The organism is Simiduia aestuariiviva, assembly GCF_014192475.1.
Classification (GTDB): domain Bacteria; phylum Pseudomonadota; class Gammaproteobacteria; order Pseudomonadales; family Cellvibrionaceae; genus Simiduia; species Simiduia aestuariiviva.
In genome coordinates, this window is record NZ_JACHXZ010000002.1 from 380868 (window position 1) to 405785 (window position 24918).

At 48.7% G+C, this 24918-nt stretch carries 21 protein-coding genes; 7 read left to right on the forward strand and 14 right to left on the reverse strand.

The window, feature by feature from the left end; genetic code table 11:
* Window positions 1–3: 3 nt before the first annotated feature.
* The 4 genes from serS to FHS30_RS07345 all read left to right on the forward strand — a co-directional run bounded on the left by serS (window position 4) and on the right by FHS30_RS07345 (window position 4679).
* Window positions 4–1281, forward strand: coding sequence for a serine--tRNA ligase (serS, locus tag FHS30_RS07330; RefSeq protein WP_183909808.1), 1278 nt, complete (start codon window positions 4–6; stop codon window positions 1279–1281).
* Window positions 1281–2663, forward strand: a complete 1383-nt coding sequence (gene cysG / locus FHS30_RS07335; RefSeq protein WP_183909809.1) for a siroheme synthase CysG — start codon at window positions 1281–1283, stop codon at window positions 2661–2663. Before serS ends, cysG begins: the two co-directional genes overlap by 1 nt.
* Window positions 2664–2799: 136 nt before the next feature.
* Window positions 2800–4419 (forward strand): methyl-accepting chemotaxis protein, encoded by a 1620-nt coding sequence (locus tag FHS30_RS07340; RefSeq protein WP_183909810.1) that lies wholly within the window; start codon window positions 2800–2802, stop codon window positions 4417–4419.
* Between the two features lie 20 nt (window positions 4420–4439).
* The gene (locus tag FHS30_RS07345) at window positions 4440–4679 is read left to right on the forward strand and encodes a hypothetical protein (protein WP_183909811.1); all 240 of its coding nucleotides are present in this window, start codon (window positions 4440–4442) and stop codon (window positions 4677–4679) included.
* A 44-nt stretch (window positions 4680–4723) separates the two neighbouring features.
* Here the strand turns inward: FHS30_RS07345 and FHS30_RS07350 are convergent, their stop codons facing one another.
* From FHS30_RS07350 to FHS30_RS07365, 4 genes are read right to left on the reverse strand one after another with little or no spacing between them, the layout of a single operon-like run.
* The gene (locus FHS30_RS07350; protein WP_183909812.1) at window positions 4724–5242 is read right to left on the reverse strand and encodes a DUF3106 domain-containing protein; all 519 of its coding nucleotides are present in this window, start codon (window positions 5240–5242) and stop codon (window positions 4724–4726) included.
* On the reverse strand, window positions 5239–5493 hold the full coding sequence (locus FHS30_RS07355) for a hypothetical protein (RefSeq protein WP_183909813.1): 255 nt from the start codon (window positions 5491–5493) through the stop codon (window positions 5239–5241). The genes FHS30_RS07350 and FHS30_RS07355 overlap by 4 nt, the downstream gene beginning before the upstream one ends.
* Window positions 5477–5827: a hypothetical protein gene (locus FHS30_RS07360; protein WP_183909814.1), complete on the reverse strand. Its 351-nt coding sequence runs from the start codon at window positions 5825–5827 to the stop codon at window positions 5477–5479. Before FHS30_RS07360 ends, FHS30_RS07355 begins: the two co-directional genes overlap by 17 nt.
* Entirely contained in the window at window positions 5824–6342 is a 519-nt protein-coding gene (locus FHS30_RS07365) for an RNA polymerase sigma factor (protein ID WP_221197204.1), read from the reverse strand. The genes FHS30_RS07360 and FHS30_RS07365 overlap by 4 nt, the downstream gene beginning before the upstream one ends.
* A gap of 156 nt (window positions 6343–6498) precedes the next feature.
* Between FHS30_RS07365 and FHS30_RS07370 the strand changes: the two genes are divergently transcribed.
* Entirely contained in the window at window positions 6499–8700 is a 2202-nt protein-coding gene (locus tag FHS30_RS07370; protein ID WP_183909815.1) for a response regulator, read from the forward strand.
* Between the two features lie 60 nt (window positions 8701–8760).
* Here FHS30_RS07370 and xthA read toward each other — a convergent pair whose 3' ends face one another.
* Both xthA and FHS30_RS07380 read right to left on the reverse strand, forming a co-directional pair.
* Window positions 8761–9570 carry an exodeoxyribonuclease III gene (gene xthA, locus FHS30_RS07375; protein WP_183909816.1) on the reverse strand — a complete coding sequence of 270 codons (810 nt, stop codon included), beginning with the start codon at window positions 9568–9570 and terminating at the stop codon, window positions 8761–8763.
* A gap of 68 nt (window positions 9571–9638) precedes the next feature.
* Window positions 9639–11732, reverse strand: coding sequence for a carboxy terminal-processing peptidase (locus FHS30_RS07380; protein ID WP_183909817.1), 2094 nt, complete (start codon window positions 11730–11732; stop codon window positions 9639–9641).
* Window positions 11733–12293: 561 nt separating this feature from the next.
* Between FHS30_RS07380 and FHS30_RS07385 the strand changes: the two genes are divergently transcribed.
* A complete protein-coding gene (locus FHS30_RS07385; RefSeq protein WP_183909818.1) occupies window positions 12294–14528 on the forward strand; it encodes an NADP-dependent isocitrate dehydrogenase in 2235 nt (744 codons plus the stop codon).
* 119 nt (window positions 14529–14647) lie between these two features.
* On the forward strand, window positions 14648–17293 hold the full coding sequence (locus tag FHS30_RS07390) for an EAL domain-containing protein (protein WP_183909819.1): 2646 nt from the start codon (window positions 14648–14650) through the stop codon (window positions 17291–17293).
* 206 nt (window positions 17294–17499) lie between these two features.
* On the opposite strand, the gene FHS30_RS07395 is transcribed toward FHS30_RS07390, so the two are convergent.
* From FHS30_RS07395 to FHS30_RS07430, 8 genes are all read right to left on the reverse strand, one after another.
* Window positions 17500–19104 carry a sensor domain-containing diguanylate cyclase gene (locus FHS30_RS07395; protein WP_183909820.1) on the reverse strand — a complete coding sequence of 535 codons (1605 nt, stop codon included), beginning with the start codon at window positions 19102–19104 and terminating at the stop codon, window positions 17500–17502.
* Window positions 19105–19445: 341 nt separating this feature from the next.
* Window positions 19446–20042, reverse strand: coding sequence for a hypothetical protein (locus tag FHS30_RS07400; protein ID WP_183909821.1), 597 nt, complete (start codon window positions 20040–20042; stop codon window positions 19446–19448).
* A complete protein-coding gene (locus tag FHS30_RS07405) occupies window positions 20035–21117 on the reverse strand; it encodes a beta-ketoacyl synthase N-terminal-like domain-containing protein (RefSeq protein ID WP_221197205.1) in 1083 nt (360 codons plus the stop codon). Before FHS30_RS07405 ends, FHS30_RS07400 begins: the two co-directional genes overlap by 8 nt.
* Complete coding sequence (locus FHS30_RS07410; RefSeq protein ID WP_183909823.1) at window positions 21114–21362, reverse strand: phosphopantetheine-binding protein; 249 nt, start codon at window positions 21360–21362, stop codon at window positions 21114–21116. The genes FHS30_RS07405 and FHS30_RS07410 overlap by 4 nt, the downstream gene beginning before the upstream one ends.
* On the reverse strand, window positions 21359–22591 hold the full coding sequence (locus tag FHS30_RS07415) for an ABC transporter permease (protein WP_183909824.1): 1233 nt from the start codon (window positions 22589–22591) through the stop codon (window positions 21359–21361). The genes FHS30_RS07410 and FHS30_RS07415 overlap by 4 nt, the downstream gene beginning before the upstream one ends.
* A 4-nt stretch (window positions 22592–22595) precedes the next feature.
* The gene (locus tag FHS30_RS07420) at window positions 22596–23531 is read right to left on the reverse strand and encodes an ABC transporter ATP-binding protein (protein ID WP_183909825.1); all 936 of its coding nucleotides are present in this window, start codon (window positions 23529–23531) and stop codon (window positions 22596–22598) included.
* Window positions 23531–24520 (reverse strand): BtrH-related acyltransferase DarH, encoded by a 990-nt coding sequence (gene darH / locus FHS30_RS07425; RefSeq protein ID WP_183909826.1) that lies wholly within the window; start codon window positions 24518–24520, stop codon window positions 23531–23533. The genes FHS30_RS07420 and darH overlap by 1 nt, the downstream gene beginning before the upstream one ends.
* Window positions 24517–24918, reverse strand: a complete 402-nt coding sequence (locus FHS30_RS07430) for a DarG family dialkylresorcinol biosynthesis protein (protein ID WP_183909827.1) — start codon at window positions 24916–24918, stop codon at window positions 24517–24519. Before FHS30_RS07430 ends, darH begins: the two co-directional genes overlap by 4 nt.

Genomic DNA, 24918 nt, shown 5'->3' on the forward strand with positions numbered 1-24918 from the left:
CCCATGCTTGACTCTAAGTACGTCAGAACTAACCCTGAAGAAGTAGCCGACAAACTGAAAAAACGCGGATACACGCTGGATATCGAGTCCATCAAGGCGCTGGAAGAACGCCGTCGTGGCATTCAATCCAGTACCGAAGCGCTACAGCAGGAGCGCAATGCTCGCTCAAAAGGTATCGGTCAAGCAAAGGCAAAAGGTGAAGATATCGCGCCCTTGCTTGCAGAGGTTGAAAACCTAAAGGCCCAGTTAACTGACGCTGAAGCTGCACTGACAGAGGTGCAGTCAGAATTAGATGCGGTGTTAGCGGGTGTCCCGAACATCCCGGCAGAGGAGGTTCCGGATGGCCTTAGCGAAGAGGACAATGTTGAAATTCGGCGTTGGGGTGAGCCTCGGGCATTTGATTTCGACGTAAAAGATCACGTGGAAATTGGCGCGCAGCTGGGTGGCTTAGATTTTGAGGTGGCCACCAAGTTGACGGGCGCTCGTTTCGCTGTGATGCGTGGCGACATCGCACGCCTACACCGTGCACTGATTCAATTTATGTTAGATGTCCATCAAAACGAGCACGGCTACGAAGAAGTTTATGTACCGTTTATTGTGAACAAAGACTCGCTCTATGGCACAGGTCAACTGCCAAAATTTGAGGAAGATTTGTTTAAACTCAACGATGATAGAGATTTTTATTTAATTCCCACGGCGGAAGTGCCGGTCACAAATTTGCTGCGTGATGAAATATTAGATGCAAAAGCAAATTTGCCCATGAAGCTTGTTTGCCACACACCGTGTTTTCGCAGTGAAGCAGGCTCTCACGGTAGAGACACTCGCGGCATGATTCGACAGCATCAATTTGAAAAAGTTGAACTGGTACAGTTCGTGCGGCCAGAACAATCCGATGCAGCGCTTGATTCGTTACTGGATAATGCCGAAGCGATACTGAAAAAGCTGGAGCTGCCGTTCCGCACGGTGATTTTGTGCGGCGGTGATATCGGCTTCTCCGCGGCTAAAACCTACGATATCGAGGTGTGGATTCCGAGTCAGGCTAAGTATCGAGAGATTTCTTCTTGTTCAAGCTTCCGAGACTTTCAGGCGCGTCGCATGAAGGCTCGATTCCGCAATCCAGAAACCAACAAGGTGGAACTGCTACACACGCTCAATGGATCCGGCTTGGCAATTGGTCGCACCTTATTGGCAGTGCTAGAGAACTATCAACAGGCCGATGGCAGCGTAAAAGTACCTACAGTTTTACAGCCTTATTTGGGCGGTAAGACTCAGCTTGGTTAATGGACTACTTCCCATTTTTCTTTGACCTGCGCCAGCAACCGGTTCTATTGGTTGGTGGCGGTCAGGTGGCCTTGCGCAAGGCACGTCTGCTGGCTAAAGCGCAAGCGCGTATTAACCTTGTTAGCCCCCAGTGCATTACTGAATTGCAGTCATTGATCACCGCTACGGGTGGCCAATGGCATTCGCGCGGCTATCAATTGTCGGATTTAGAGGGTGTGTGTCTGGTTGTGTCTGCCACTGATGACAGCCAGCTAAACACCGAGATTTCTGTCGCGTGTAAAGCCCGTTTTCTGCCGGTCAATGTCGTAGACGAGCGATCCCTGTGCAGCGTAATTACTCCCGCAATTATTGATCGAAGCCCGCTAGTCGTTGCCATTTCCAGCGGCGGGGCGGCACCTGTATTGGCCCGTAGGCTGCGCCAAACCATTGAGTCCCTTATCCCTGAAGGCATTGGCCGCATTGCTAAATTTGCCGATGGTCTGCGTGAAAAAGTCAAAGCATCGCTACCGGAAAATCAACGTAGAAACTTTTGGGAGCGGTTTTTTGACAGTTCTGCGGCCAGTTTGGCATCTCAGGGCCAACTCGTTAAAGCCGAGGCCGAGGCGCTCAAAATATTGGCTACCAAGCAGAGCATTGAGGGAGAGGTGTATCTGGTGGGAGCCGGCCCCGGTGCCCCTGATTTGCTGACGTTGCGCGCATTGCAATTGATGCAGCAGGCCGATGTGGTACTTTACGACCGATTGGTATCCCCCGAAATCATGGACAAAGTAAGACGTGATGCCGATCGAATTTACGTCGGTAAACGGCGTGCGGAACACACCTTGCCGCAAGGTCAAATCAATCAATTATTGGTGGAGTTGGCGCGGCAAGGTAAACGCGTATTGCGGTTGAAGGGCGGTGATCCCTTTATTTTCGGTCGGGGTGGCGAAGAGATCGAGTTGCTCGCCAGTCAGGGAATACCCTTTGAGGTTGTACCCGGGATTACTGCCGCCTCGGGCTGCGCTGCTTACGCAGGTATCCCACTGACGCATCGCGATCATGCCCAATCTGTGCGATTCATAACCGGTCATCTAAAAGACAACCAGCCCAACATACGTTGGGCTGAGCTCGTTGCCGATGATCAAACCCTCGTGTTTTACATGAGCCTGCAGGGCTTAAGCAGTATCTGCAGCACATTGGTTAAACACGGGAAATCGCCTGAAACGCCGGCCGCCCTGATCGAGCGCGGCACCACGCCGGCCCAACGCGTCCATTCTGGCACCCTTGCAACCTTGCCAGCTCTAGCGGCTGGTCGAGAGATTCACGCCCCCACCTTGCTAATCATCGGTGGGGTAGCCAATTTACATCATGAACTAGCATGGTTTAGGCCGGAAAATAGCTAGATTCAACCGTTTTACTCGCCATTGACCATTAAAGCCCGCCTAGCTGCCGCCGATAAACAGTTATAGCGGCTGGCTAGTAGCATCCATCGGGTTATTAGCTATGCTTACATCAGTGTAATAAAGGCATACTAACCCTATGAAATGGCTCAGTCGCGTCAGTATCAAGTATAAAATTTTGTTGATTCCTGCCGTAGGGATTACGGGCTTTGCCCTTTATCTGCTTTTCACTGTCAATTCTGGCTTTAAAAACGTCGATCGGCTCAATCTCATCCAGGATGTCTACTTCCCGGTTCTGGAGTTGGCGCAGGCCAACATCGTTACGCTTGATCGCATGAACGAAACCATGGGTACTGCCGCCAGCACCGGTGAAATCGACATGCTCAACAACGCCAAGCGCATGGGTCAGAATATTGAGGAGAACCTCGCCCAAACTCGCCGCCTCCTGCCGGACAAGCGAGACCAAATAGATGAAATGGAAGAGCTCTTGGAGATTTACCTTAAGATCTCCTATGACCTCACCGCGAGTATGATCGATGGCACGGTAGACTTTAGCCAATTGGCCGCCATTGCCGACCGGCGCACCAAGGCATTAAATGCCGTCAACGATTCATTGAAGCTATTCCGAGATCAAAGCCATGCCAGCTTTAAAGACACCGTCAGCCAGGCCACTGAAACCGAACAAAGCAATCTAAAAGTCGGTTTGATCGTGGGTGTAGTGATGGTCGTCCTATTGCTCGCCATATCCATTAGCATCGCGATTATTATCACCCGCAACGTCAATGTCATCACCAAGTCACTCAAGGATATCGCGCAAGGGGAGGGAGACCTAACCCGACGACTTCGCAAGAATTCCGATGACGAATTGGGTGAGTTGGTGGGCTGGTTCAACACCTTTGTCGATAAGTTACACCGCACTATTGGGGAGGTGATGAAAGTCATCGAGCCGCTTACCGATGTTGCAGAGCGGCTAAACGGCGTATCCCATGAATCTGAGCGGCTTTCAACCGAGCAGACACACTCCTCAGAGCGAGTTACTCACTCTATGGATGACATGATGCGAAGTGTCAACAACGTCGCCCAAAACGCCGGTTCAGCGGCGCAGGCGGCCACAGACGCGGATACAGAGGCCCAGGCCGGATTGAAAATCGTCAACGATACCGTGCAAACAATTAATCGTTTGGCGACCGAAGTCGAACGCGCGGCAGAGGTCATCGTCAAGCTGGAGTCCGATACCGAAAGTGTGGCAGGTATTCTCGACGTCATTAAGGGCATTGCCGAACAGACGAACCTGTTAGCCCTCAATGCCGCGATTGAGGCGGCTAGAGCTGGCGAACAAGGCCGTGGGTTCGCAGTGGTAGCCGATGAAGTCCGCACATTGGCATCGCGCACGCAGGAGTCCACCCATGAAATTCAGAAGGTGATCGAGCAGCTTCAATCTGCGGCTCGCGAGGCTGTGCAGGTGATGGAGACTGGGAAAGCAGGGGCGAGCCGAAGTGTTTCGCAAGCCAGCGAAACTGGCCATTCACTCGACGCTATCACCAGCAAAGTTACATCTATCACCGATATGAATCAAAAAATTGCGGCTGCCACGGAAGAGCAGCAACATTTCGCTCAAAGCATCCAGGGTAATGTGATTAATATGCGGGATGCCTCGAAAATTGCGCAAGAAAATACTGAACAAGTAGCCGCTCTCAGTACCTCGTTGCAAGGTTTGGCAGACCAGTTGAAAACTGTGGCGGCACAATTTAGGGTATAGGTTCAGTGGGAGCCCCACTTATGTCCGACATCAGATTGTACACACAGCCTATGAGTAGCGTTAAAATCACTCCGGTAAGTCAAACACTGCCGAAAGAAGTTCCCGTTGAGCGTCCCGTTGATCTACCTGAATCTTTGCCAAATAGGGAGCGTCGACGCGATCAACGCCGCCGTGGCCGTGCCTATCGGCGCCCTCTAATCGAACTGCGCACGGGCTACGACCGGCGACGCGGGGATAAAAAGATAGAAGTAGAGGCCTGATGGCAACAAAATCGCCAATAATAACGGGCCTCCTTTGTCATTGATCAGTCAGCATTACGCCTTTTCTTGAGTTTTTCTTTCAGCGCTTTCCGTTCCGCTGGCGTCATGCGCTTTAGCCGCTCTCGCATGGACTTTCGCTCTTCGGGTGTCATCGATTGCCAGCGTCGCTTAATGCGTTCACGCTGGGCCGGCGGCATCCTTTTAAATTGTTCGTGCGCCTGACGCAGCCGCTGTCGCTGATGAGGGGGTAGGGCTTTAAACTCTTGATATCGCGCCTTTAAACGCTCTCGATCAGCCGCTGGCAGCTGTTGCCAACGCTTCAAGTTCCGTCTTGCTTCCGCCTGTTCGTTCGGCGTCATAGATTGATAGCGCTGCACGCCACGATACAACTGCTGTTGTCGATCGGCGTTAAATGAGCCCCATTCGGCTGCCATGGGCGCCAGTAATTGTTGCTGCTCAGGCGTAAGGCTCTCCCAAGCCACTCCCTCCGCCAGCCCCGCTGGTGTCCAGCAAGTCAATGTAGCCAGCAAAATATAGGGCCCTAAATTGATGGAAATCTTCATTCCAGGTCTCTCTTAGGCTGTGTTTCCGCCCCTGTGTGTAATTGACTAGGGAAGCTTTCTGTACTCTCCAAATCATCCAACATATCTAGCCACTCGAGTGGCGTATAGCTCTCTGAGTCACCGGCCTCCCACCCGCCCAAAAATATAAGCAGCTCAGGGTCAGCAGGTGAGATATTTTTGGTCTCTTCAGCCAGCGATAGGGTCGCAAAGCCAGCCGCCATTAAACACATCGTATTAACCTTCCAGTTCACTGAGCCACTCGTAAAATTCCAAGTTATCGATTAACTCAAGGTCTATATTGGGGTCTTCCAGTTCAGCCATCATGGCTAGCTCCGCTGTTTGCTCGACCGCGGAGTAAGGCTGAAGCACCAGCCAGCTAACCGCAAAAAAGACAGAAGCAGCCGCCAACCAAGGCAACCAACGGGTCTTGCTAGCCGTGCTGAGGGCGTTAGCTCTCGCCAGAGCCAATCGCTCCCTTGTAGCGTCGTCCACGATGATCTGATCGGGCAATTTGCCTGCAAAATCAGCAAATTCACGCCGCTCATCTAGTGAACTAATAGGGGTTGGTGGTTGGCTGTGTTTCATGGCCAGAGATCCTGTAGCGCTTGCCTGAGTGCATTGAGCGCGCGCGAGTAATGTGTTTTAACGCTACCTTCTGTACAGCCCATGCTATCGGCCGTACTTGCTGTGCTTTGCCCCTCCCAGCAACGCAACAGAAAGGCCTCCTGTTGACGGGCAGGGAGTGCCGATAGCGCATCTGTTAATCGTGTGAGTTGTTGGGCTCCCAGTAGCGATCGAAATCCCTCGGGGGCATAGCTATCTGGTACTTCACTGGCCTGATTAGCCTCCACGTCCTCAATTACCACGTTGCGATGCTGCTTGTTTTTCCTGAAATGATCCATAATCCGATTGTTCAGAATGCGATAAAACAAGGGTGGCCATTCACACTCAGGCTTATCCGCATAATATTTGCACAGTTTCAGCATCGCATCCTGAACAATGTCCAAGGCATCTTCATGGCTTCCCACAGCAGCTCGGGCAATTTTAAATGCCTGCACCTCCTGTGATTGCAGGAATTGATTGAGTGAGTCCTTGTTCAAAGCAGTCCGAACGCCTTGGATTAGCTATTATTCATTGAATATAACGTATACCAGCCGTATTGGTTGACACAACCATAAATAAATTCACACCCAGCTGTGCTCGGCCTACAATGCCGACACTTACCAAAACGGCAAAGAATCCCCAAGAGGAACTAGATGCTGCAGCTCTTTGTACCGGCCAACAAAGTTCAAAAAGACAGGAAGATCATGCGCGAGACCGATGCGCGCATGGCGAAATACAGCCGCAGGGGGCTTATTCTCAACCTCTTCGCGTTTATTTTATGCTTGGCGCTCGGTGACTTCTATCAAGAGATGCCCAACTATGCCACAGGCTTAGCCATCGGATTGCTCCTCATCACACTGTGGCGCGGTTATTTTTTATTCAGATTCGACAGCCTTTATCCTAGAGCCCCAGGCCGCTGGCGCACGCATTACTTTTGGGCTTCATTTGTGGGGGCAGGCTGGTGGAGCTTTATCATTGTGTCTATTACCTGGGTGGTAGGCATGCAAAACGATACATTGCTGATCTGGTTGTATTCGGTCGTATTTTATTCAAGTGTTGCTAATGTTTTGGCGCCTTACCGTCGCTTTCTTGGGATGTATTTATTTATTGGCCAGATTCCGGCCGCCGCCGCCGCCATTTTGCTCGGCACCTGGGAAGGCTACATATACGGCGTGACAATGCTGGTGTTTTATTTGTTGCTCGACCATCAGGGTGAGGTTACCTCCCGAACCTATTGGGATCGCTTAGAGGCCCAGTTTAATCTAGATCAACACGCGAAAAGCTTAGAGCTAGAAAAGCGTGATTCAGAAGCAGCAGCAGAGCTGAAAAATACCTTTCTTACGCGCTTTGGTGGAGAATTGCGCACGTCATTGAATGATATTCTAGGCGCGCTCAGTTTGCTGGATGACAGCGAACTCACCGCTGCGCAACGTGAGTTACTGGCACTTGCAAACAAAGCCGGCGAGCGACAGTTAAATCTCGTCCATAATGCCATTGATTTTTCAAATGCGTCCAATGAAAACCTAGTGCTCGATCATTCAATATTCAACCTTTGGAAGCTGATTGAGCACGTAGTTGAAGATGTCTCACACGACGCTTACCAACAAGCCGTCGAGTTAAATCACGTGCTCGACAATGAAACGCCTGTGAGAGTAAAGGGCGACGCCCAACGCCTACAACAAGTATTAATTAATTTACTAAGCCATGCTATTAAGTATTCCAGTAGCGGCGACGTATTTTTCAAATCTGAATTTGTACTTAAAAATGACCAGCAGGGCGAGCTCCAGATTACCATCGTTGATCAACACAAAGAGATTTCCACGCGAGAAAAGGAATTTGATCAGTCCGACCACGTAGATCAACATGGCGAGGAAATTCCCCTTGGCATAACGCTATGTAAAGGGCTTGCGGAATGCATGAATGGCTCGCTTCAGGTGTTTGAAGAGCCAGGGCAGGGCACCCAGTACTATTTTAATATCACGTTGGAAACGACGAGCCGCTCGCCAAAAACCATTTCAATCAACCCTCAGCTTAGAAATAAACGATTATTGCTGCTAGGCATTCCAGACTCTATCGTGGGTTCTTTCTTAGTAGAGATGGAGACCTGGGGTATGTTGATTGAAACCGCTCAGGATGAAGAATCGGCGCTAACAAAACTGGAGGAAGCGCTTGAGAGCGATCATCCGTTTGACGGCATATTAATATACACGTTGGTTCGCTCACTGGAACTGCTCTCGGTATCTAAGCGATTGTTATTGGTAGAAGCTTTTAAAGAATTGCCGCAAGTTGTCGTCACAACGCTGCAACAGCGTGCTACGACAGAAGTTGCAACGCTGTTCGATAATGCGCACTTAGTAAACCTGCTAAAACCAGTACTGCGCGGGAATTTACATCAAACTGTGGCCGAAGCACTCATCAATGTTGCATCCGAAGTGGGTGACGTACCGCTGCACGATCACAAGCAAGGCATAGGCAAGCGCATATTGTTAGTAGATGATCACCGTGTAAATCAAATGGTGAGTAAAAGTATGCTGCAAAAACTGGGCTACAAGGTAACACTGGCTAACAACGGCAAAGAAGCATTGGCCGCATTGGCTGAGCAATCCTTCAACTTAGTGTTGATGGATTGTCAGATGCCTGAAATGGATGGCTATGCGGCTACTGCTGCAATTCGAAAAAAGGAAGCGGAACAAGGGATTGACAATCCACTGCCGATAATTGCAATGACTGCTCATGCAGGCAGCAGCGATCAATCAAAATGTTTTGCCTCTGGAATGAGCGATTATTTACCCAAGCCGGTGAGCTACGACCAGCTGGAATCCAGCATGAAACGCTGGCTTGGAAAGAGCGAGTGAGCCTCTAACGGCTAGAGTGGAAGGCATGTTGGCGGAAGGTGGGGCTACATGCCCCAACTGTTACCAGTTCAGGAAAATAGGTGCGTGATCTGAAGGCTTTTCCATTGCTCGTATTTCGTAATCAATGCCCGCCGACACACAACTCGCGATTAACGGTGCTGAACACAAAATTGCATCAATGCGCAGTCCGCGTTTGGGGCTGTCTTCGAAACCACGGCTACGATAGTCAAACCAGCTAAAGTGATCGTTAACGTCAGGATGGAAACGTCGAAAACTATCGATTAAACCCCAACCCAATAGTTTATCAAGCCATTCGCGCTCTTCGGGCAAAAAACTACACTTGCCGTCTCTTAGCCAGCGTTTTCTGTTGGGCTCTCCGATGCCAATATCCAAATCAGTTGGCGATATATTGATGTCGCCCATAACGATAATATTTTCCGATGGCGAATGATTGTCCTCAAGGTGCCGCATTAAATCGGCATAAAATTTTCGCTTTGCTGGGTATTTGATCTCATGCGATTCATTCTCGCCTTGCGGAAAATAGCCGTTGTACACCCACAGCGGTTCGCCGTTAAACGAATAGCAGCCACCCACAAACCGGCGTTGCGCATCTTCAGTGTCGGACAAAAAACCTTTTACAATGCGTTCAGGTGTCTGCTTAGACAATAAGGCCACCCCGTAATGGGTCTTTTGACCGTGAAAAATTACCTGATAACCCATGTCATTTATGGCCGCCTCAGGGAAGTCCTTGTCCTGGACTTTCGTCTCCTGCAGGCCAATAAAATCTGGATCATACTTGTCGATAATCGCCTGCAGTTGCGGCAGACGAGCTCTCAAACTATTAATATTAAATGATATGACGCTTTTCATAGGTCTACTATTTCAGCCAAAAAAAAGAGCCCTAGTTTAGGGCTCTTTTGGGTTTGGGTCGACCGCCGCTAACGAAAATCTGCCAGCTTACTCGCCGATTCTTCTCGCTGAGAAGCTATGAAATCGGCTAGAACAAAGCCAGCCTCTCTCAACATCGCATCTTTTTCTGTATCAATTTGAACCAAACCACTCATGGCTTGCTCACTGTCCGCCTCATTGGCAGCTTTAAGCGCTTCGATGTTGGCGTAGGGCTTGTCGCCTTTTGCGATTCGGCGGGCGTTTTCACTGAGTAAGTTACGCTTGTCCAACGCCTCTTTTTCAGCGAGGCGTTTTTGCTCATTGAGTGATAATTGCTTCTTCTCTTTGAGTTCAGTGACCAAATTCAATTGATCCCGAAGGAAATTGAAATCAGGATTGACCGCCACTCGCGACTCATGCTGAGGATTTATATCCCTCATCAATTGCGTTATGTCGTAATATTTTTCATGGGGAACCGGATGGATTTTATCCCAGGGGAGGGCATTGGGATACGCACTTTCACCCACTTCAGCTTCATCGATAAGATTAGGCAGCGCGATATCCGGTATCACGCCTCGATGTTGGGTGCTCTCTCCTGAGACGCGGTAAAACTTTGATTCCGTAATTTTCAACTGTCCTTCTTGCAGTCCAGTGAGGGATTGTACTGTGCCCTTACCAAATGACTGTGAGCCCACTATAATGCCTCGGCCGTAATCTTGAATGGCGCCAGCAAAAATTTCAGACGCTGACGCGCTCAAACGATTGATTAGAACCAAAAGTGGTCCGCGGTAAAGTGCTCGCGAGCGCGAGCGATGGAAACGCGAAATGGTTTCGTTCGACTGCCTGATTTGAACAACGGGACCCGGATCTATGAATAGATCAGTTAACGTGGTCGCTTCCTGCAGCGAGCCACCGCCATTGTTGCGCAAATCCAAGATAATGCCGTCAACCTGCTCCTGCTCAAGCTCACGCAGGAGCTTCATAACGTCCCTTGTGGTGCTCTTATAATTTGGGTCTCGCTTTCGATAGGCCTCAAAATCCAAATAAAATGCAGGGATGTCAATAACACCTAATTTATAGGTGGTGTTGCCATCTTTAAGCTCAAACACCGCTTTTTTAGCTGCCTGCTCTTCAAGCTTGACCCGCTCGCGATTGATTGTGACGACTTTAATCGCGGTAGCATCAGCATTGGCGGGCTGAACCTGTAGCCGCACAATTGTATTGGGTTCACCGCGAATTAATTGCACAACCTCATCCAGCCTCCAGCCAACGATATCAACCAATTCACCATCCTTGCCTTGGCCTACCGCAATAATCTTGTCAGCGGGTTTAAGTTGTCCAGATTTGTCTGCAGGCCCAGCTGCAACCAAGCGTACAATTTTAGTAAATTCGTCTTCAGTTTGAAGTACTGCGCCTATACCTTCTAACGAGAGCGACATGTTGATATTGAAATTTTCCAGTGTCCGAGGCGACAGATAGTTGGTATGGGGGTCATACAATAGCGTTAGGGCATTGATTAATGTTTCAAAAACATCCTCACGATCTTGCTGTTGAAGCCGCGTGATTTGGTTCTTATAGCGGCGCACCAATGTAGTTTTTGACTCTTCAATCGTTTTACCCGAAAGTTTTAACGATAGCACTGAGGCTTTTACGCGCTTTCGCCACAGCTCATCAGACGCCGCCTTATCTTTTGGCCAAGGTGCAGCTTCTCTGTCATTGTCGAGAAACTCATCTTTGGTGAAATCATATTGTGTTTCAGGATCTTCCAGTTCCGCAACGATGGCCATAAGCCGCGAGCTCACACGATCGCGGTAAAGGTTGTAAATTTCGAATCCCGGTGCCAGGTTACCGGTGCGAAAGAAGTCGTCGAATTTAGAACGCAGCTTTTCGAAACGCTTTACGTCAGCTGCATAAAAATAGGCTTTGCCAGGGTCTAAGGTTTCGAGCAGCTTGTCCAAATAGGCGCTTGACAGGTCATCGTCAAGTGACAGCTTACGGTAATGCCTAGTGGACAGCTTATCGATAATCTCGATTGCCGTTTTGCCTTGGGTTTCTGTAAACGTGAGTGCAGAGGGGCTTTCAACGGTGGCCACGCTATTCAGCGACCAAATCAGTGCAGTGACTAACAGAAATATACTTCTCATGTGCTACCTGTAAGTAAGTTGGCCTAGCTGTAGTACCCTAGCTTTTCGAAGACAAAGCCCAATATCTGGCTTTGAAATCCCGAGTCTACCCTCAAATCCTGAAAGTAACCCAGATACGACTAGGCTTGGCGAGAACCAGAAGATACCAAAATAGGTGCCACTAAGCTTAGCAAAAGCATTGGTGGCAAACACCTTTATCTGTACAGGATGCGCTGTACTCCCTAATTATCGAGACTAATGTTCGACTAGACTTAGTCATAGGGGGTAGTGTGGCTCCATCTGCATTGGTTGAATGCCAAATTATTCCGCCGTTGGCTGAGCCCCTTTGAGTGATATGTAGCGTACTTTCAGCAAAATACCGCAACTACCATCCCAAAATACCGGAATTCGGGGTCACTATCTGGGATGGATAGCCCAACGCACGGCTTAAAGGCGAATTATTTGTAGTATTTTTACAACCTATAAATTTAGGTCAGTATTCTGTATGATCCGCACGCAGAATTTAAAGGGGCTGACCAACAAGTCGTGGTTGGTCGGGCCAGACGCAAACACGGGGTTAAAATGACAGATCAAACATCGAAGATTATTTATACCAAAACTGATGAGGCGCCTGCCTTAGCGACTTATTCCTTGCTGCCCATCGTAAATACCTTCTCAGCCGCCGCAGGCATTGAAGTCGAAACCAGCGATATTTCCTTAGCCGCTCGGATTCTAGCCAACTTCCCCGAATACTTGACCGAAGAGCAACGCGTTCCGGATGCGCTAATGGAACTGGGTAGCCTGACCCAAAATCCAGACACAAACATCATTAAGCTGCCCAACATTAGTGCTTCCATTCCTCAGCTCAATGCGGCGATAGCCGAGCTGCAGGGCAAAGGCTATAAGCTGCCGAACTACCCAGATGCGCCAAAAACCAAAGAAGAAGAGACCATTAAGGCGCGCTACGCCAAAGTCCTTGGAAGTGCTGTAAACCCCGTTTTGCGGGAGGGTAATTCCGACCGTCGCGCACCGGCAGCCGTCAAAGCCTATGCACGAGCGAACCCACATTCTATGGGTAAATGGAGTCAAGCTTCACGCACCCACGTGGCCCATATGCGCGAAGGTGACTTTTACTCAAGTGACATCTCCACCACCTCAACTAAAGCGCAAAAAGTGCGTATAGAGCTCGTTGAGCCCGATGGAAAGATCACTCAGCTAAAAGAAGTCAATGTTCAGGCTGACGAAGTCATCAGTGCTCAATTCATGAGCACTAAGGCGCTGCGTAAATTCCTCGACGAGGAAATGGAAGGGGCTCGCAATGCAGGACTGCTGTTCTCCTTGCACATGAAAGCCACCATGATGAAGGTCTCAGACCCCATTGTGTTCGGTCATGCTGTGACCGTATATTACAAAGAAGCTTGGGATAAGCATGCCAAAACGCTGCAAGAGCTAGGCGTAAATCCTAACGACGGCATTGGTTCTGTCTTACAAAAAATAGACAGCCTCGGTTATTCCAAGCGTTCAGAAATTGAATACGATTTCCGCAAGTGTTACGAGCGACGTCCGATGCTCGCTATGGTGGATTCCGACAAAGGCATCACCAACCTCCATGTGCCCAGCGACATCATTGTCGATGCCTCCATGCCAGCTATGATCCGTGCCGGCGGCAAAATGTGGAGTGCCGATGGCAAGTTACAAGACACGAAAGCCGTCATTCCAGATTCTTGCTATGCCACCATTTACCAAGAGGTCATTAACTTCTGTAAGCACCATGACGCCTTTGACCCGCGCACCATGGGTACTGTGCCCAACGTCGGGCTAATGGCTCAGAAAGCAGAAGAGTACGGTTCACACGACAAAACTTTCACCGTGCCCGCTGGCGGCGCAATGCGTGTGGTATCGGAAGACGGTACGACGTTGCTGCAGCACGATAACGTAGAAGCAGGTGATGTTTGGCGCATGTTCCAAGCCAAAGACGCCCCTATTCAAGACTGGGTAAAGCTAGCAGTAAATCGCGCCCGAGCCAGCGGCATGCCCGCCGTATTCTGGTTGGACCCGAACAGGGGCCACGATCGTGAAATGATTAAAAAGGTAGAGAAATACCTTCAACAGCACGACACCAATGGTTTGAATATTCAAATCCTGCCACCGGATAGTGCTATTCGGTACACCATGGAGCGCCTTAAGCGCGGTGAAGACACCATATCTGTGACCGGAAACGTGTTGCGCGACTACCTGACAGATCTATTTCCGATCCTGGAGCTGGGTACTAGTGCCAAAATGCTGTCCATCGTGCCCTTGATGGCTGGCGGTGGTTTGTTTGAGACCGGGGCTGGCGGCTCAGCACCCAAGCACGTTCAGCAATTTGCCGAGGAAGATCACCTTCGCTGGGATTCATTGGGCGAGTTTTTGGCGCTGGCGGTGTCCTTCGAAGATGTAGCAGCTAAAAAAGGCAACCAAAAAGCACAAATCTTGGCGAAGACCCTGGATCAGGCCACAGGTAAATTGTTGGTCAACGGTAAGTCGCCTTCACGCAAGGTAGGCGAAATCGACAACCGAGGCAGTCACTTTTACTTAGCCCTATACTGGGCTCAGGCGCTGTCAGAACAAAATGAAGACACAGACTTAAAAGCTACTTTTGGTAAGCTAGCGAAGGAATTGATGGCGAACGAAAACAAAATCGTTGCTGAACTGACTGAGTGCCAAGGAAAGCCTGTGGATTTGGGTGGCTACTTTATGCCCGAGCCAGAGAAAGTAGAGAAAGCAATGCGTCCAAGCCCAACATTGAACAACCTGTTGGCTAACGCGCTTCGCTAATCGACTTTTCCGCTATAACATCAAAAAGCCGCCATTGTGCGGCTTTTTTGTGCCCATCTGCTGCATCTAGACCCGCTTGTACTATCCTTGTCTGGGTAAATTCAGAGGATGTTTAGACAGTGTCGTCTCCCCCGAGAACTTCGATCCCAAAGGCGCTTATAGACGGCCCTATAAAGCAGGAAGCTCCGAGCCAATTAGCTTTGCTAATCAAACGCTTAGCGCTGTATTTTCTCGGCCTTGTCATCAGCTTTTTCTTCATTATTGGGTTTATGTTGTGGCTGTCGGCCGAGTGGGCTGACCAGCAAAAGATAGCTGCGTCAAAGCGTGTGGTTGAGCGAAATTTTCTGCAATTGCATGATTCTCTTATTATAAAAGCGAAGGATTTGGCGTGGTGGGACTTAATCTTAAGTAACGTCGTGGAGCAAAGAAACGAACAATGGCTGACGGTCAATTTTAGAGACTACCTGTTAGAAAGCTATGACATCGAAGGACTGCTGATATTGAGCGACAAAGGCGACCCCCTTTATGGCGAGTTCATGGGGCAAGCGGTTTCTAGTGATGATAACTTGGGTTTTGCTCCCAATGGCATTCGCCAATTATTTAACCAAGCCCAGTTAGCACCCATGGACATACCGGTACCTGTTGGCGGGCTTTTGGTGAGGGAAGGGCGGCCCTATATGGTTGCAATCTGCGCAATCACTACAGATATTGAGGAGCATATATTGCCATCAGGAACCGCTCGACCAGCGCTTCTTCTCATCAGAAGTTTACACAGCGTACTGCCAGAATTAACAAAGGCAAATGACGTTTTCGACATTCAATTTATATCCAGCAATGAGATTCCAGGGCACCCTAATTCTAAGCAACTCTTCCTAGACATAGCCGACCATAACGACAACAAACTCGGTGCCTTTGTTTGGTCAACGGCGCTCCCAGGCCAGCAGCTGGTATTAAATGCACTGATGTGGGCAATTCCGCTTGCCGTATTCTTCATTGCTATCGGCTGGTATATCACTCGCGGTTTTAGAGTTGCAATTAATAATGCAGAACAAATAGCCATAGATTCTGCAGTCAAACGCGATAGCGATCGAAATTTTCAGTTAGTCGCTGAGTCTGCTCCGGTATTAATTTGGGTCAGTGATCACACAGGGGTTTGCGGTTACGCCAACCGGGCCTTTGAAGACATATTTGGCATCAGACCGACCCTGCAGAACCCAATACACCTAAATCATTTATTTGATGAAACCTGCCGAAATGAATTTCAAGCCTATTTAGAAGAGTCATTAGCAGGCGTAGAGCTAGATCGTCGAGAATTCAAGATCAACGACAAGCACGGCAGTAAGCGCTGGCTGTCCATCGCTTGCACTCAGCAAAAAGACTCAAATGGAAGGCGGAAAGTAATATTTAGCGCGACTGACTCTACCGAAAAAAAGTTGCTGCAAGACAACATGTGGTTGCAGGCAAACTATGACGAACTCACGGGACTTGCGAATAGAACACTGCTACAGGACCGACTTAAACGCTTACTACAGCTAAGTAAAAGGTCTAGCACTGAGCTCGCCATATTGTTTGTAGATTTAGATAACTTCAAAACCATCAATGACACACTTGGACATAATGCCGGAGATCAAGCCTTGGTCCAGGCTGCACGACGCATCGAAGGTTGTCTGCGAGACAGTGACACCGTGGCGCGGTTAGGCGGCGACGAATTTGTTTTATTGCTGCCGATGGAGGAGGGCGGCGTAATCGTGGATAAAATTATACGCCGATTGTTACACCGGCTATCAGAGTATTATCTTATAGACGATAAACCGATATACCTATCAGCGAGCATTGGTATTGCCATATTTCCCCACAATGGCAGTACCGCTGAAGAACTGATGATGAATGCAGATGCAGCTATGTATCAGGCAAAGAAATCCGGCAAGAACAAATCCTGCTTTTTTAGCCCTGAAATGAATCTGCAACTTCGCCAAGCGTTGGAGTTAGAGGCTGATATACGAGCCGCACTTACCAAAGCCGAATTTTTTTTAGTGTACCAACCGATTATCGATTTAGCGTCTGGAAACATCGCTTCAGTGGAGGCGCTGGTGCGCTGGAGGCGTTCAGATGGCCACATAATGGCGCCAGACCTGTTCATTGCAACCGCGGAACAAACGGGACTTATTGTTCAACTCGGGGAATATATCTTTAAGGAGTCTTGCGCGCAATTACGTCGCTTAAGGGACTCTGGGCACGAAATCACAATGTCGATTAATATCTCGCCGGTTCAGTTTCAGGCGGAGGGAATAGTAGAACGCTTTACGGAATTTCTTCACGAATTTTCGGTACAAGCTCACTGGATTCAGCTGGAAATTACCGAAGCATTATTGTTAGATGATTACTCAGAAAATATCGAGCTGATCCAGACACTTTCCGATATGGGATTTAAGATTGCCATTGATGACTTTGGCACAGGGTATTCATCACTCAGTTATCTTAGAAAATTTCCGGTAGATGTTGTAAAGATCGACAAGACGTTTATAGAAGGTATACCCGTTAATATTGAAAACGTTGCATTGGTCAAAGCGATCATAGCAATGGCTAAAAGTTTGCAATTAAGCGTCATTGCTGAAGGCGTCGAAGCTGAGGCGCACCATGATTTTCTCTGCGACCTACAATGCAATCGCGCACAAGGGTATTTATATAGCCGTCCAGTAGATGCTTGTGATCTGAACTTGTCCCAATATCCCGTTAGGGCAGCGATCAAACAACAAATCTCCTGATTCCTGATGACGGCTGCGTAAATGAGGTCGTCGTAATAGACGTCGTCGGCCCAATTTTAAGCATACTAAGGCGAGGTCTACTTCAACACTTAACCTATTATTCTATTTAACATAATATAGATTATGCGTAATGCAGGATTGGTTCAGTCCACGGGCGTCCCGCTAAATCATGGGTATTTCCTGTGTTATCGCCATTTTCCGACAACCTAATCGACATTTTTGAATTCCCGAATTACCTTAACTTGGGGTGGATTCTCAGCCAGCATTTCAGCTGACAAGCAAGTATCCCTGCCGGAAGCCTTAGCCTGATACAGAGCAACGTCGGCCGCTTTTATAATCTGCTCACCCGTTTGACCATGGTCCGGGAATACTGCAGCGCCGATTGACATGGTCACCTTGCCCAATGAAAGCCCTTTGAACACCCAATGATATGTTTTAACCAGCTCGCGTAACTTTTGACCGCATTGCATTGTTTGCGCGATATCCGCCAAAGGCAGCAAGATTGCCAATTCTTCGCCGCCCATTCTAAAAGCCAGATCCTCTCCACGTATATTGCGCATCACGAGATCAGCAATTGTGGCGAGTACATAGTCACCGGCATCATGGCCAAAGGTATCGTTAAAGCGCTTAAAGTGGTCTACATCGATCATTAGCACACCAAAGCCTATCTCGTGTCGCTGGCCGAGCTTTAACTCTTTGGCCATAAACTCTTCCATGTATCGACGGTTATAGAGGCCTGTTAGAGGGTCTCTTGTGGCTTGTTCGCGTAACTTTCGTTGCATATTTAGGTTGGCAAGGGCCAATCCGAGGTGCTCAGCAACGGTAAATGCAATATTGTTCGTGCCTTCGCTGATCTGTTCTGCCGTTATATGCAGTAATCCCAGGGTTTCACCGTACGCAGCCAGCGGTATACAGACACAATTCTGTGTGGAATTAGCCATGTGGGGGCAAACCATGGATGACAGCTCATCATGGGATAGATGAAATTTGCCTTTTCGCAGCGCCCAGCAATCCTCAAGTGGATACACCATTTCCCCTTGCCAAGCCCCCTGCCAAGTGGCCTTTATTTCAACAAGGTTTCGAGAGGCATTGATTAATGAAATGGCGCCAGGGGTATTGCCCAATATTCTGGGTACGATATCGGCGATGACCGCCTGTATTTCATCAATGGTATTACAGGCGGCCAGCAGGCTAACCAGCCGTTGTAGTAGCGCGATTTGCTGGGTCCTTGAGCGCACTCTCGACTCCAAGAGTCGCTTCTCTTCCCGAACGGCAGACGATAGGTGTCGCTTAAACGTAGCAAGTAATGCAATCAGAAAAACCAGCACCACAATACTGATGCCTGTCAGCAACAGACGCAGTTGGTCGATCGCGTTTAACAACGCGGTTTTAGAGGTGGCAACCCTAACAATGCCAGTGCTATTTTCCGCTTGGAAACGCTTAGCAAGAAAGAGCATTTCCGTGCCGCTAAGCTCATCGGGGCCTTCAAAATAGCCAAAATCCTCACGCAGCGCCATGCTCATTTCGGGTCTACTTCCGAGATTTGGGCTAGATTCAACCTTGCCTTCGTCTATATGAGAATCTCCTAGAATATCGCCACTTAGGTTTGTAATGGTTATTCGATGCTCTACCCTCACCAATCCAATTTGTTGTGCAATAAGTGCCATTTCATCGGCGCTGGCGCCAATTCGATTGATGCTTGTTAGGGTAATGTTAATGATGCGCTTTTGTTCATCAAGGGCTTCTTTGATATACCAGCGGTTGAGCACCACCTCTAAAACAAAAGCAGATAGCACCAGCAAAGTGGCCATACCGATAAACGGGAACAGCACTAAACTGGTACGGATATTGGTCAAAGTTGGATACTCCTTTATTCCCCTTTTGTTAGCGTTAACTTTAGAACAAGCCTTCACATGTCGATAGAACTAGCGCGCATAAAGCCTGATAGCGTTATTCATTACAGTATCAAATGGCCTCCCCAAACCCGCCGCCTGTAAAACAACGGGTGCGATGCATGACTAGCAACTAAGGATTTCAGCAACATCGATCAACAACGGACAGCCGACGGCCAGGATCAATATAACTTGGGTGTGAAGATGTGTAGGCGAAGTGGTTTACATCAAAATCTGGAGACTTGTGCAAACTAAGAAATTTAGCAGTAAAAAAGGTTGTTGCGGCTATCTATACAGAGATACTGGGCCGATACTGGTAGGTCAAATAGACTGCTTAAACTATCGAATTGTTCGAGTTCAGGACGCACCAGATGATCAGTGGGTAAAAGCGACAACCAAAAACTGCACAGCCTTGGCGTATCATCGACGACGCCCAACAAACAGGGTTCGCCAATAGATCGCAGCGATAATCCTAAGTCCAAGCCTAAGTTGCTAAGCGTCATGACCTGTGCATCACCTCGCCACTCGAATACATTGGCTAAGGCCGAAAAAAATTGGCCAGGCTGAGACTGCATAAAAGTAAAAGGCATGGGAGGGAAATCAATGCTTTGGGCTAATGCACGTTCGGTAGCGTTTTTTGTGCTCGCCTGACTAATAACGCGAATTATTGCATCGGATCTAATTTTTTGATCTATATCGCTGTGCACGCAGTGAATTAAACCCCACAGCCCTAACTCACACCATTGTGATAAACGCCTTGGTTTAGCACCAAGCAACTCGACTAGCTCTTCACGCCATATGGATGATGGTGAACGCGTATGGCGCGCGACAATTTTAAATAATTTCTTGTCAGTCATGGCAGTGCTGCTTAAGTAACAAGCAGCTGTGGCTGCCTCCAAACCCCAAGTTAACCGACATTAGATATTCAATTTCCGCTGGCATTGTTGCTGTGAAGTTAATCCCACAATCTTTGTCTACATCTTCGTCCCGCAATCTAACAGCGGGCCATTGACGTTGATTGATCACCGTTAACAGCAAGACCAGTTCTGCAACACCGGATGCACCTAGGGTATGACCAAGCAATGTTTTTAAGGAAATTAACGGCGGCAACACATCAAACAGGTCGGAAATAGCACGGGCCTCAACGACATCGTTAACGACACTGCCAGCTGATTGTAGTTTCACAAGGTCAATATCACCAACACCAAGCTTCAGTGAACGCAATGTCTGCTGCATCATGGCTTTGTAGGCGCCCTCGTTCGCACCGCTCGGATCTTTACTCTCCACAAGGTGGGCACCGCCACACAATTGCCAGCGTGACCGTTTTGTGGAGAGATGGACGGCTGCTATAGCCTCGCCCAACAATAAGCCAGATCGGTCAGTATGCAGCGGCCGCGCGCGATCACTGGCTAGCATCTGCATGCCGGCAAAACCCGCAATGCTCAAATAGTTTTCCAGCTCGAGACCGATCACCAACGCTTCGTCAATCACACCTTTTTCAATTGCGCTTTTGGCTTGTAATAACGCATTTGAACCAGATGTGCAGGCACTATTAATCCAGTAAACGGGTCCAGTCCAATCTAAAATATCAACAATCTGACTTGGGAGTTGAGGAAGTTTGGTATCTTCTGAGTCGAATATACTTACCGCACCCACATTGCCGGAGGAACTGCCTAAAAAAATGGGTAGATTATTATTGTGGCAACCCGCATCAACAATGGCGGCGGTAAGTAACTTTTTGCAGCGTTCACGCCAATTAACTTCGGGCCCACTGCCCTCGTCCACCTTAATTGGCAGGTAAGGCACAGAATCATCTAAGCCATTGATACTTCTGCGTGCGGGTGTTGGGGGCTCTAAGCTATCTAAATTCTTTGGTAAACCGGCCCCTAAACAGGACATCAGCCCCATGCCTTGCAAATAGACAGGTGTCATTGATTCAAATGAGACGCTAAGGATGCTAACGACGTCATTGCTCGCCGTGTCTCTTTGCTATCTTTCAGCCGAATGCCGTATCGCTGTTGAATAGCCATAGATATTTGAAGGGCGTCAATAGAATCCAGTGAAAGCGGAGAGGTATCACCAAATAGGGGGGCATCATCTGCCAAACCTCCTATAGGCTCCTCTTTTTCTGCGGCCTCTAAAACTAGCGCCTTTAGTTCGGATATGTTTACTTTCATGAATATTTTTTTCTCAATGCGAGTTGGGCTAAAACTAAGCAAAGCACACCAAATAGCGTCAACTTCCCTACTTCAAATGCCACTTCAACAAAGCTTGCCTTGCGAATTAATATGTCCAGTAAGCCTTCGAGCGCCCAATTCATAGGCGATAAGCCCGCTATACTCTGCATGACATCTGGCATAACAAAGCTTGGAACCATGATGCCGCCCAAGGCTGCAAGCAATACATTGACTGCTGGACCAATAGCCGCGGCTTGGGTTTGAGACGTCACCAAGGTTGCAATCCAAAGTGCGAGCGATGTGGCGGCAAAACTGATGCTGAATAGCATGGTGCACAGCGCTAGCCAGTGAACATCGTCGATAACTAAGGCCTCTCCGCCTAATAGCGGTAGTAAATATCGACCAATTGCTAGCATAATCGCGGCCTGAAACAAATTGACCACGACAAAGGGAATCAATTTTCCGAGCAGTATAACGCCACTGCTTAACCCTAGGGAGCGCAACCGAGCGAAGGTTCCATGGGAACGTTCCTCTACCAGTAGCCCCGTAATACTAGTGACTACAAAAAACATTCCAAATATTAGCCAAGCAGGCACATTGTGCTGTACCGCACTAGGATTAACAGCGCCACCCAGTCGCTGGCCTTCAACCATTGTATTCAATCGATCCATCAATTCGGACGCGCCCTGGCCTCTGTCGTTTGCATTTTCATCAGCAGCGCCAAAGTCGTCCACGATATCAATATTCTGGCGTACAATTGTTGGGAGCTCTAGGTTGCTCGACTTGATTGCATGCTCAAGCCAAAGGCCGCGCAACTGACTTGTTAACGCTTGAAATACCGCAAAATCCAAGCCGGGCTCCCCGATAAATTTAATTCCGCCAGATGTGTCATTAGCCGTGACCAAATTATCAAGGTATTCTTGGGTGCCTCGTTCAATAATGATGGCGTAATCTAATTGGCCTGTCGCTAATTGTGATCGCCAATCTTCAACTTTGGCCTCCGGCTCCTGCTGAAAATCTTGCCAGTGCTTTGCAAGTCGTAGGCTAAAATCCGTTCGGTCGTTGTCTATTAACACCCATTTAAGCGTGTTTAGCTTCGGGCGATAGACATCCTGTAGCGCCAGACTCATGATAATGATAAAGGCGGCAGGCAATAGAAAAATAGCTGCTAGCCCGTATAGGTCCCGTCGCAATACATGTAGCTCTTTAAGAATTAACGCTAGCAACATAAGACTAATCCCTTAGGCTCCTGTGGGTTAACCCTAAAAATAGCGATTCGAGTTTTGGTCGACCGTAACTGACTTCACATATACGTCCCCCTGCACCTTCAACCGCCGCCAATACCTGCCCAACAGTAACGGTGGTCAATAGATCAATCTCGAGGGAGACGCAATCATCGGCAGGCGCCACTTCAACATTTCCGAATTCAGCCAGTTTTGCACGTGACTCCTCTTCACTCAGATTAACCAGCTTCAAACAGAGGGAGGACCTGCTCTCCAGTAATGCCGATTTATCACCATACCTGAGCAGTTTGCCGCCGTCGATGATCGCCAACTGATCGGCAATAGCTTCAACTTCCTCCATGTAATGCGAGGTGTAAACCACCCCTAACCCAGACTGCGACAAGGCTTTGACGGACTCCAAAATAAATGCCCTAGTCTGCGGGTCTACTCCAACCGTAGGCTCATCCAACAAGAGATAGTTTGGCGACGCGAGTAACGTAATGGCAAGGTTTAAGCGTCTTTGAAGCCCACCCGATAAAGAACAGGCCGGCTGTTTCAACACATGGCTAAGCTGACAAAAATCTAATGCGAATTCAATTTGAGCTTCAGCGGTTCGGCGCCCCTCCCCCTTTGGTGAAATTCGCGCAAAAAATGTCAAATTTTCACCGACAGTAAGCGAGGGATAAAATGCAAAATCTTGCGGGGCTAGACAAACCGCAGCGGGATTATTTTTATGGAGGTTTTGCAGATCTGTGCCATCCACCAAAATTGAGCCCGACTGCAGCTTCAAATTGCCAGAAAGCAGCGATATCAAGGTTGTTTTGCCGGCGCCATTTGGCCCAAGCAAGCCCAGGATTTTTCCTGGCTGTACCTCAAGGCTTATTGACTCAAGCGCATTATCGGCCGCATTTCGATATCGATAATTAACTCCTTGGATGTTAATCATTAACTGACAGCCATCTTAAGGCGCTTGAAGAAGTCGTGCTCCGTTTTTGCAAGCACTAGCAATTGTTCACTCAACGCCTCAGTAGACACTGCATCACGGCCCTTCACCATCCGGGCGATTGCCAACGCAAAGCCCCGCCATTGATCACCGATCGCTAGCAATTCCTCTGCAAATTTTGCAAGCGATTTACCGGTAAGAATACCGTCGGCTTCCTGTAGAAAAGCGGCATACAAAAAACGAAATCCTGCTCCTCCGGTTCCGATTTCTTCCTGCATGCGTATGATGTGTCCAATGAAAGCTTTAGTTTCATCAGCGTCATTGGGTAGCGCGCGAACTTTTTTGGCCAACATACGCATTCCACGTATGCCGGCAATTGGCACGGGCCCCAGCATAATGCGACAATTTTTAACGATTGCTCGGCGAACGTCACTGGATGTGATCTCATTTTTCGCGATGCTGACGGGGTAGTATAGCAATCCCTTTGGGGCAAGCGCGCCCTTGGCAAATCGGGCTCTCTGAAGGTCATCTGAAGGACAGGTAACGGTAACTTCACAGACCGGGTCGCTGATTAAATAGTCATTGCCGTCGCGTCCATAGGCCAACAAATTGTGGCCGTTAAAATGGAAACGCATGTCCGGAGGAAAGTACGGTAGCCAGTAAACCGACGTCTGTAATCCCACCAGTGTTTGTTTATCTAGCAGCTCATCGAGTCTGGCTTTACCCTTGCTAGGGTCTCGAAAGGTCTCGAATCGAAATTTTGCTTTGAAAACCTTCGCAAGCCCTTTAATGATAAATTTTGGAGGCATTCTATAGGCGATAAGCGGCAGGCCGCCCAATTTGATAAACGGCAAATAGGCAAAAGACAACGCCGAAGCCAGCCCAAATGCCATTGCTTCAGATACCTGGACGCCTTCATTGCGAAAGATTGACGCTATAACACCACTTTCACAATGTGCAGCATGTTGATGTTGGAAATCAGAGGTACTCATAGAGTTGGCAACCGAGTTATTTCTTCAACCGACATGCCCAAGGCCTGTGCATATCTCGCTAAATACCGATCAGACAAATTCGAAAACTTATCAACTTTCAGGTGCCGCCGTAGCTGCCATTGCCACACGCCTGCACTTTGCGCCAAAATTTGGTGGTCCATCCGCTTTTCATACATCCAATATTCTAATGGCGTCGCCACACCTGCGGATGCGCGCACATAGGCATCTTCTGCAAGCTTTTTCAACGCGTCCACAGCCTGCAAAGTAACGATCTCTTCAACTTCCCAACCCTGGCTTGCCACCACCACCATCTTGCCATTTTCATCGCGTGCATAGACGGCTTTCCGGCCACCGCCTAGCGCCGCATTGCCTTCTTGGGGCACCTGATCGACATCCAT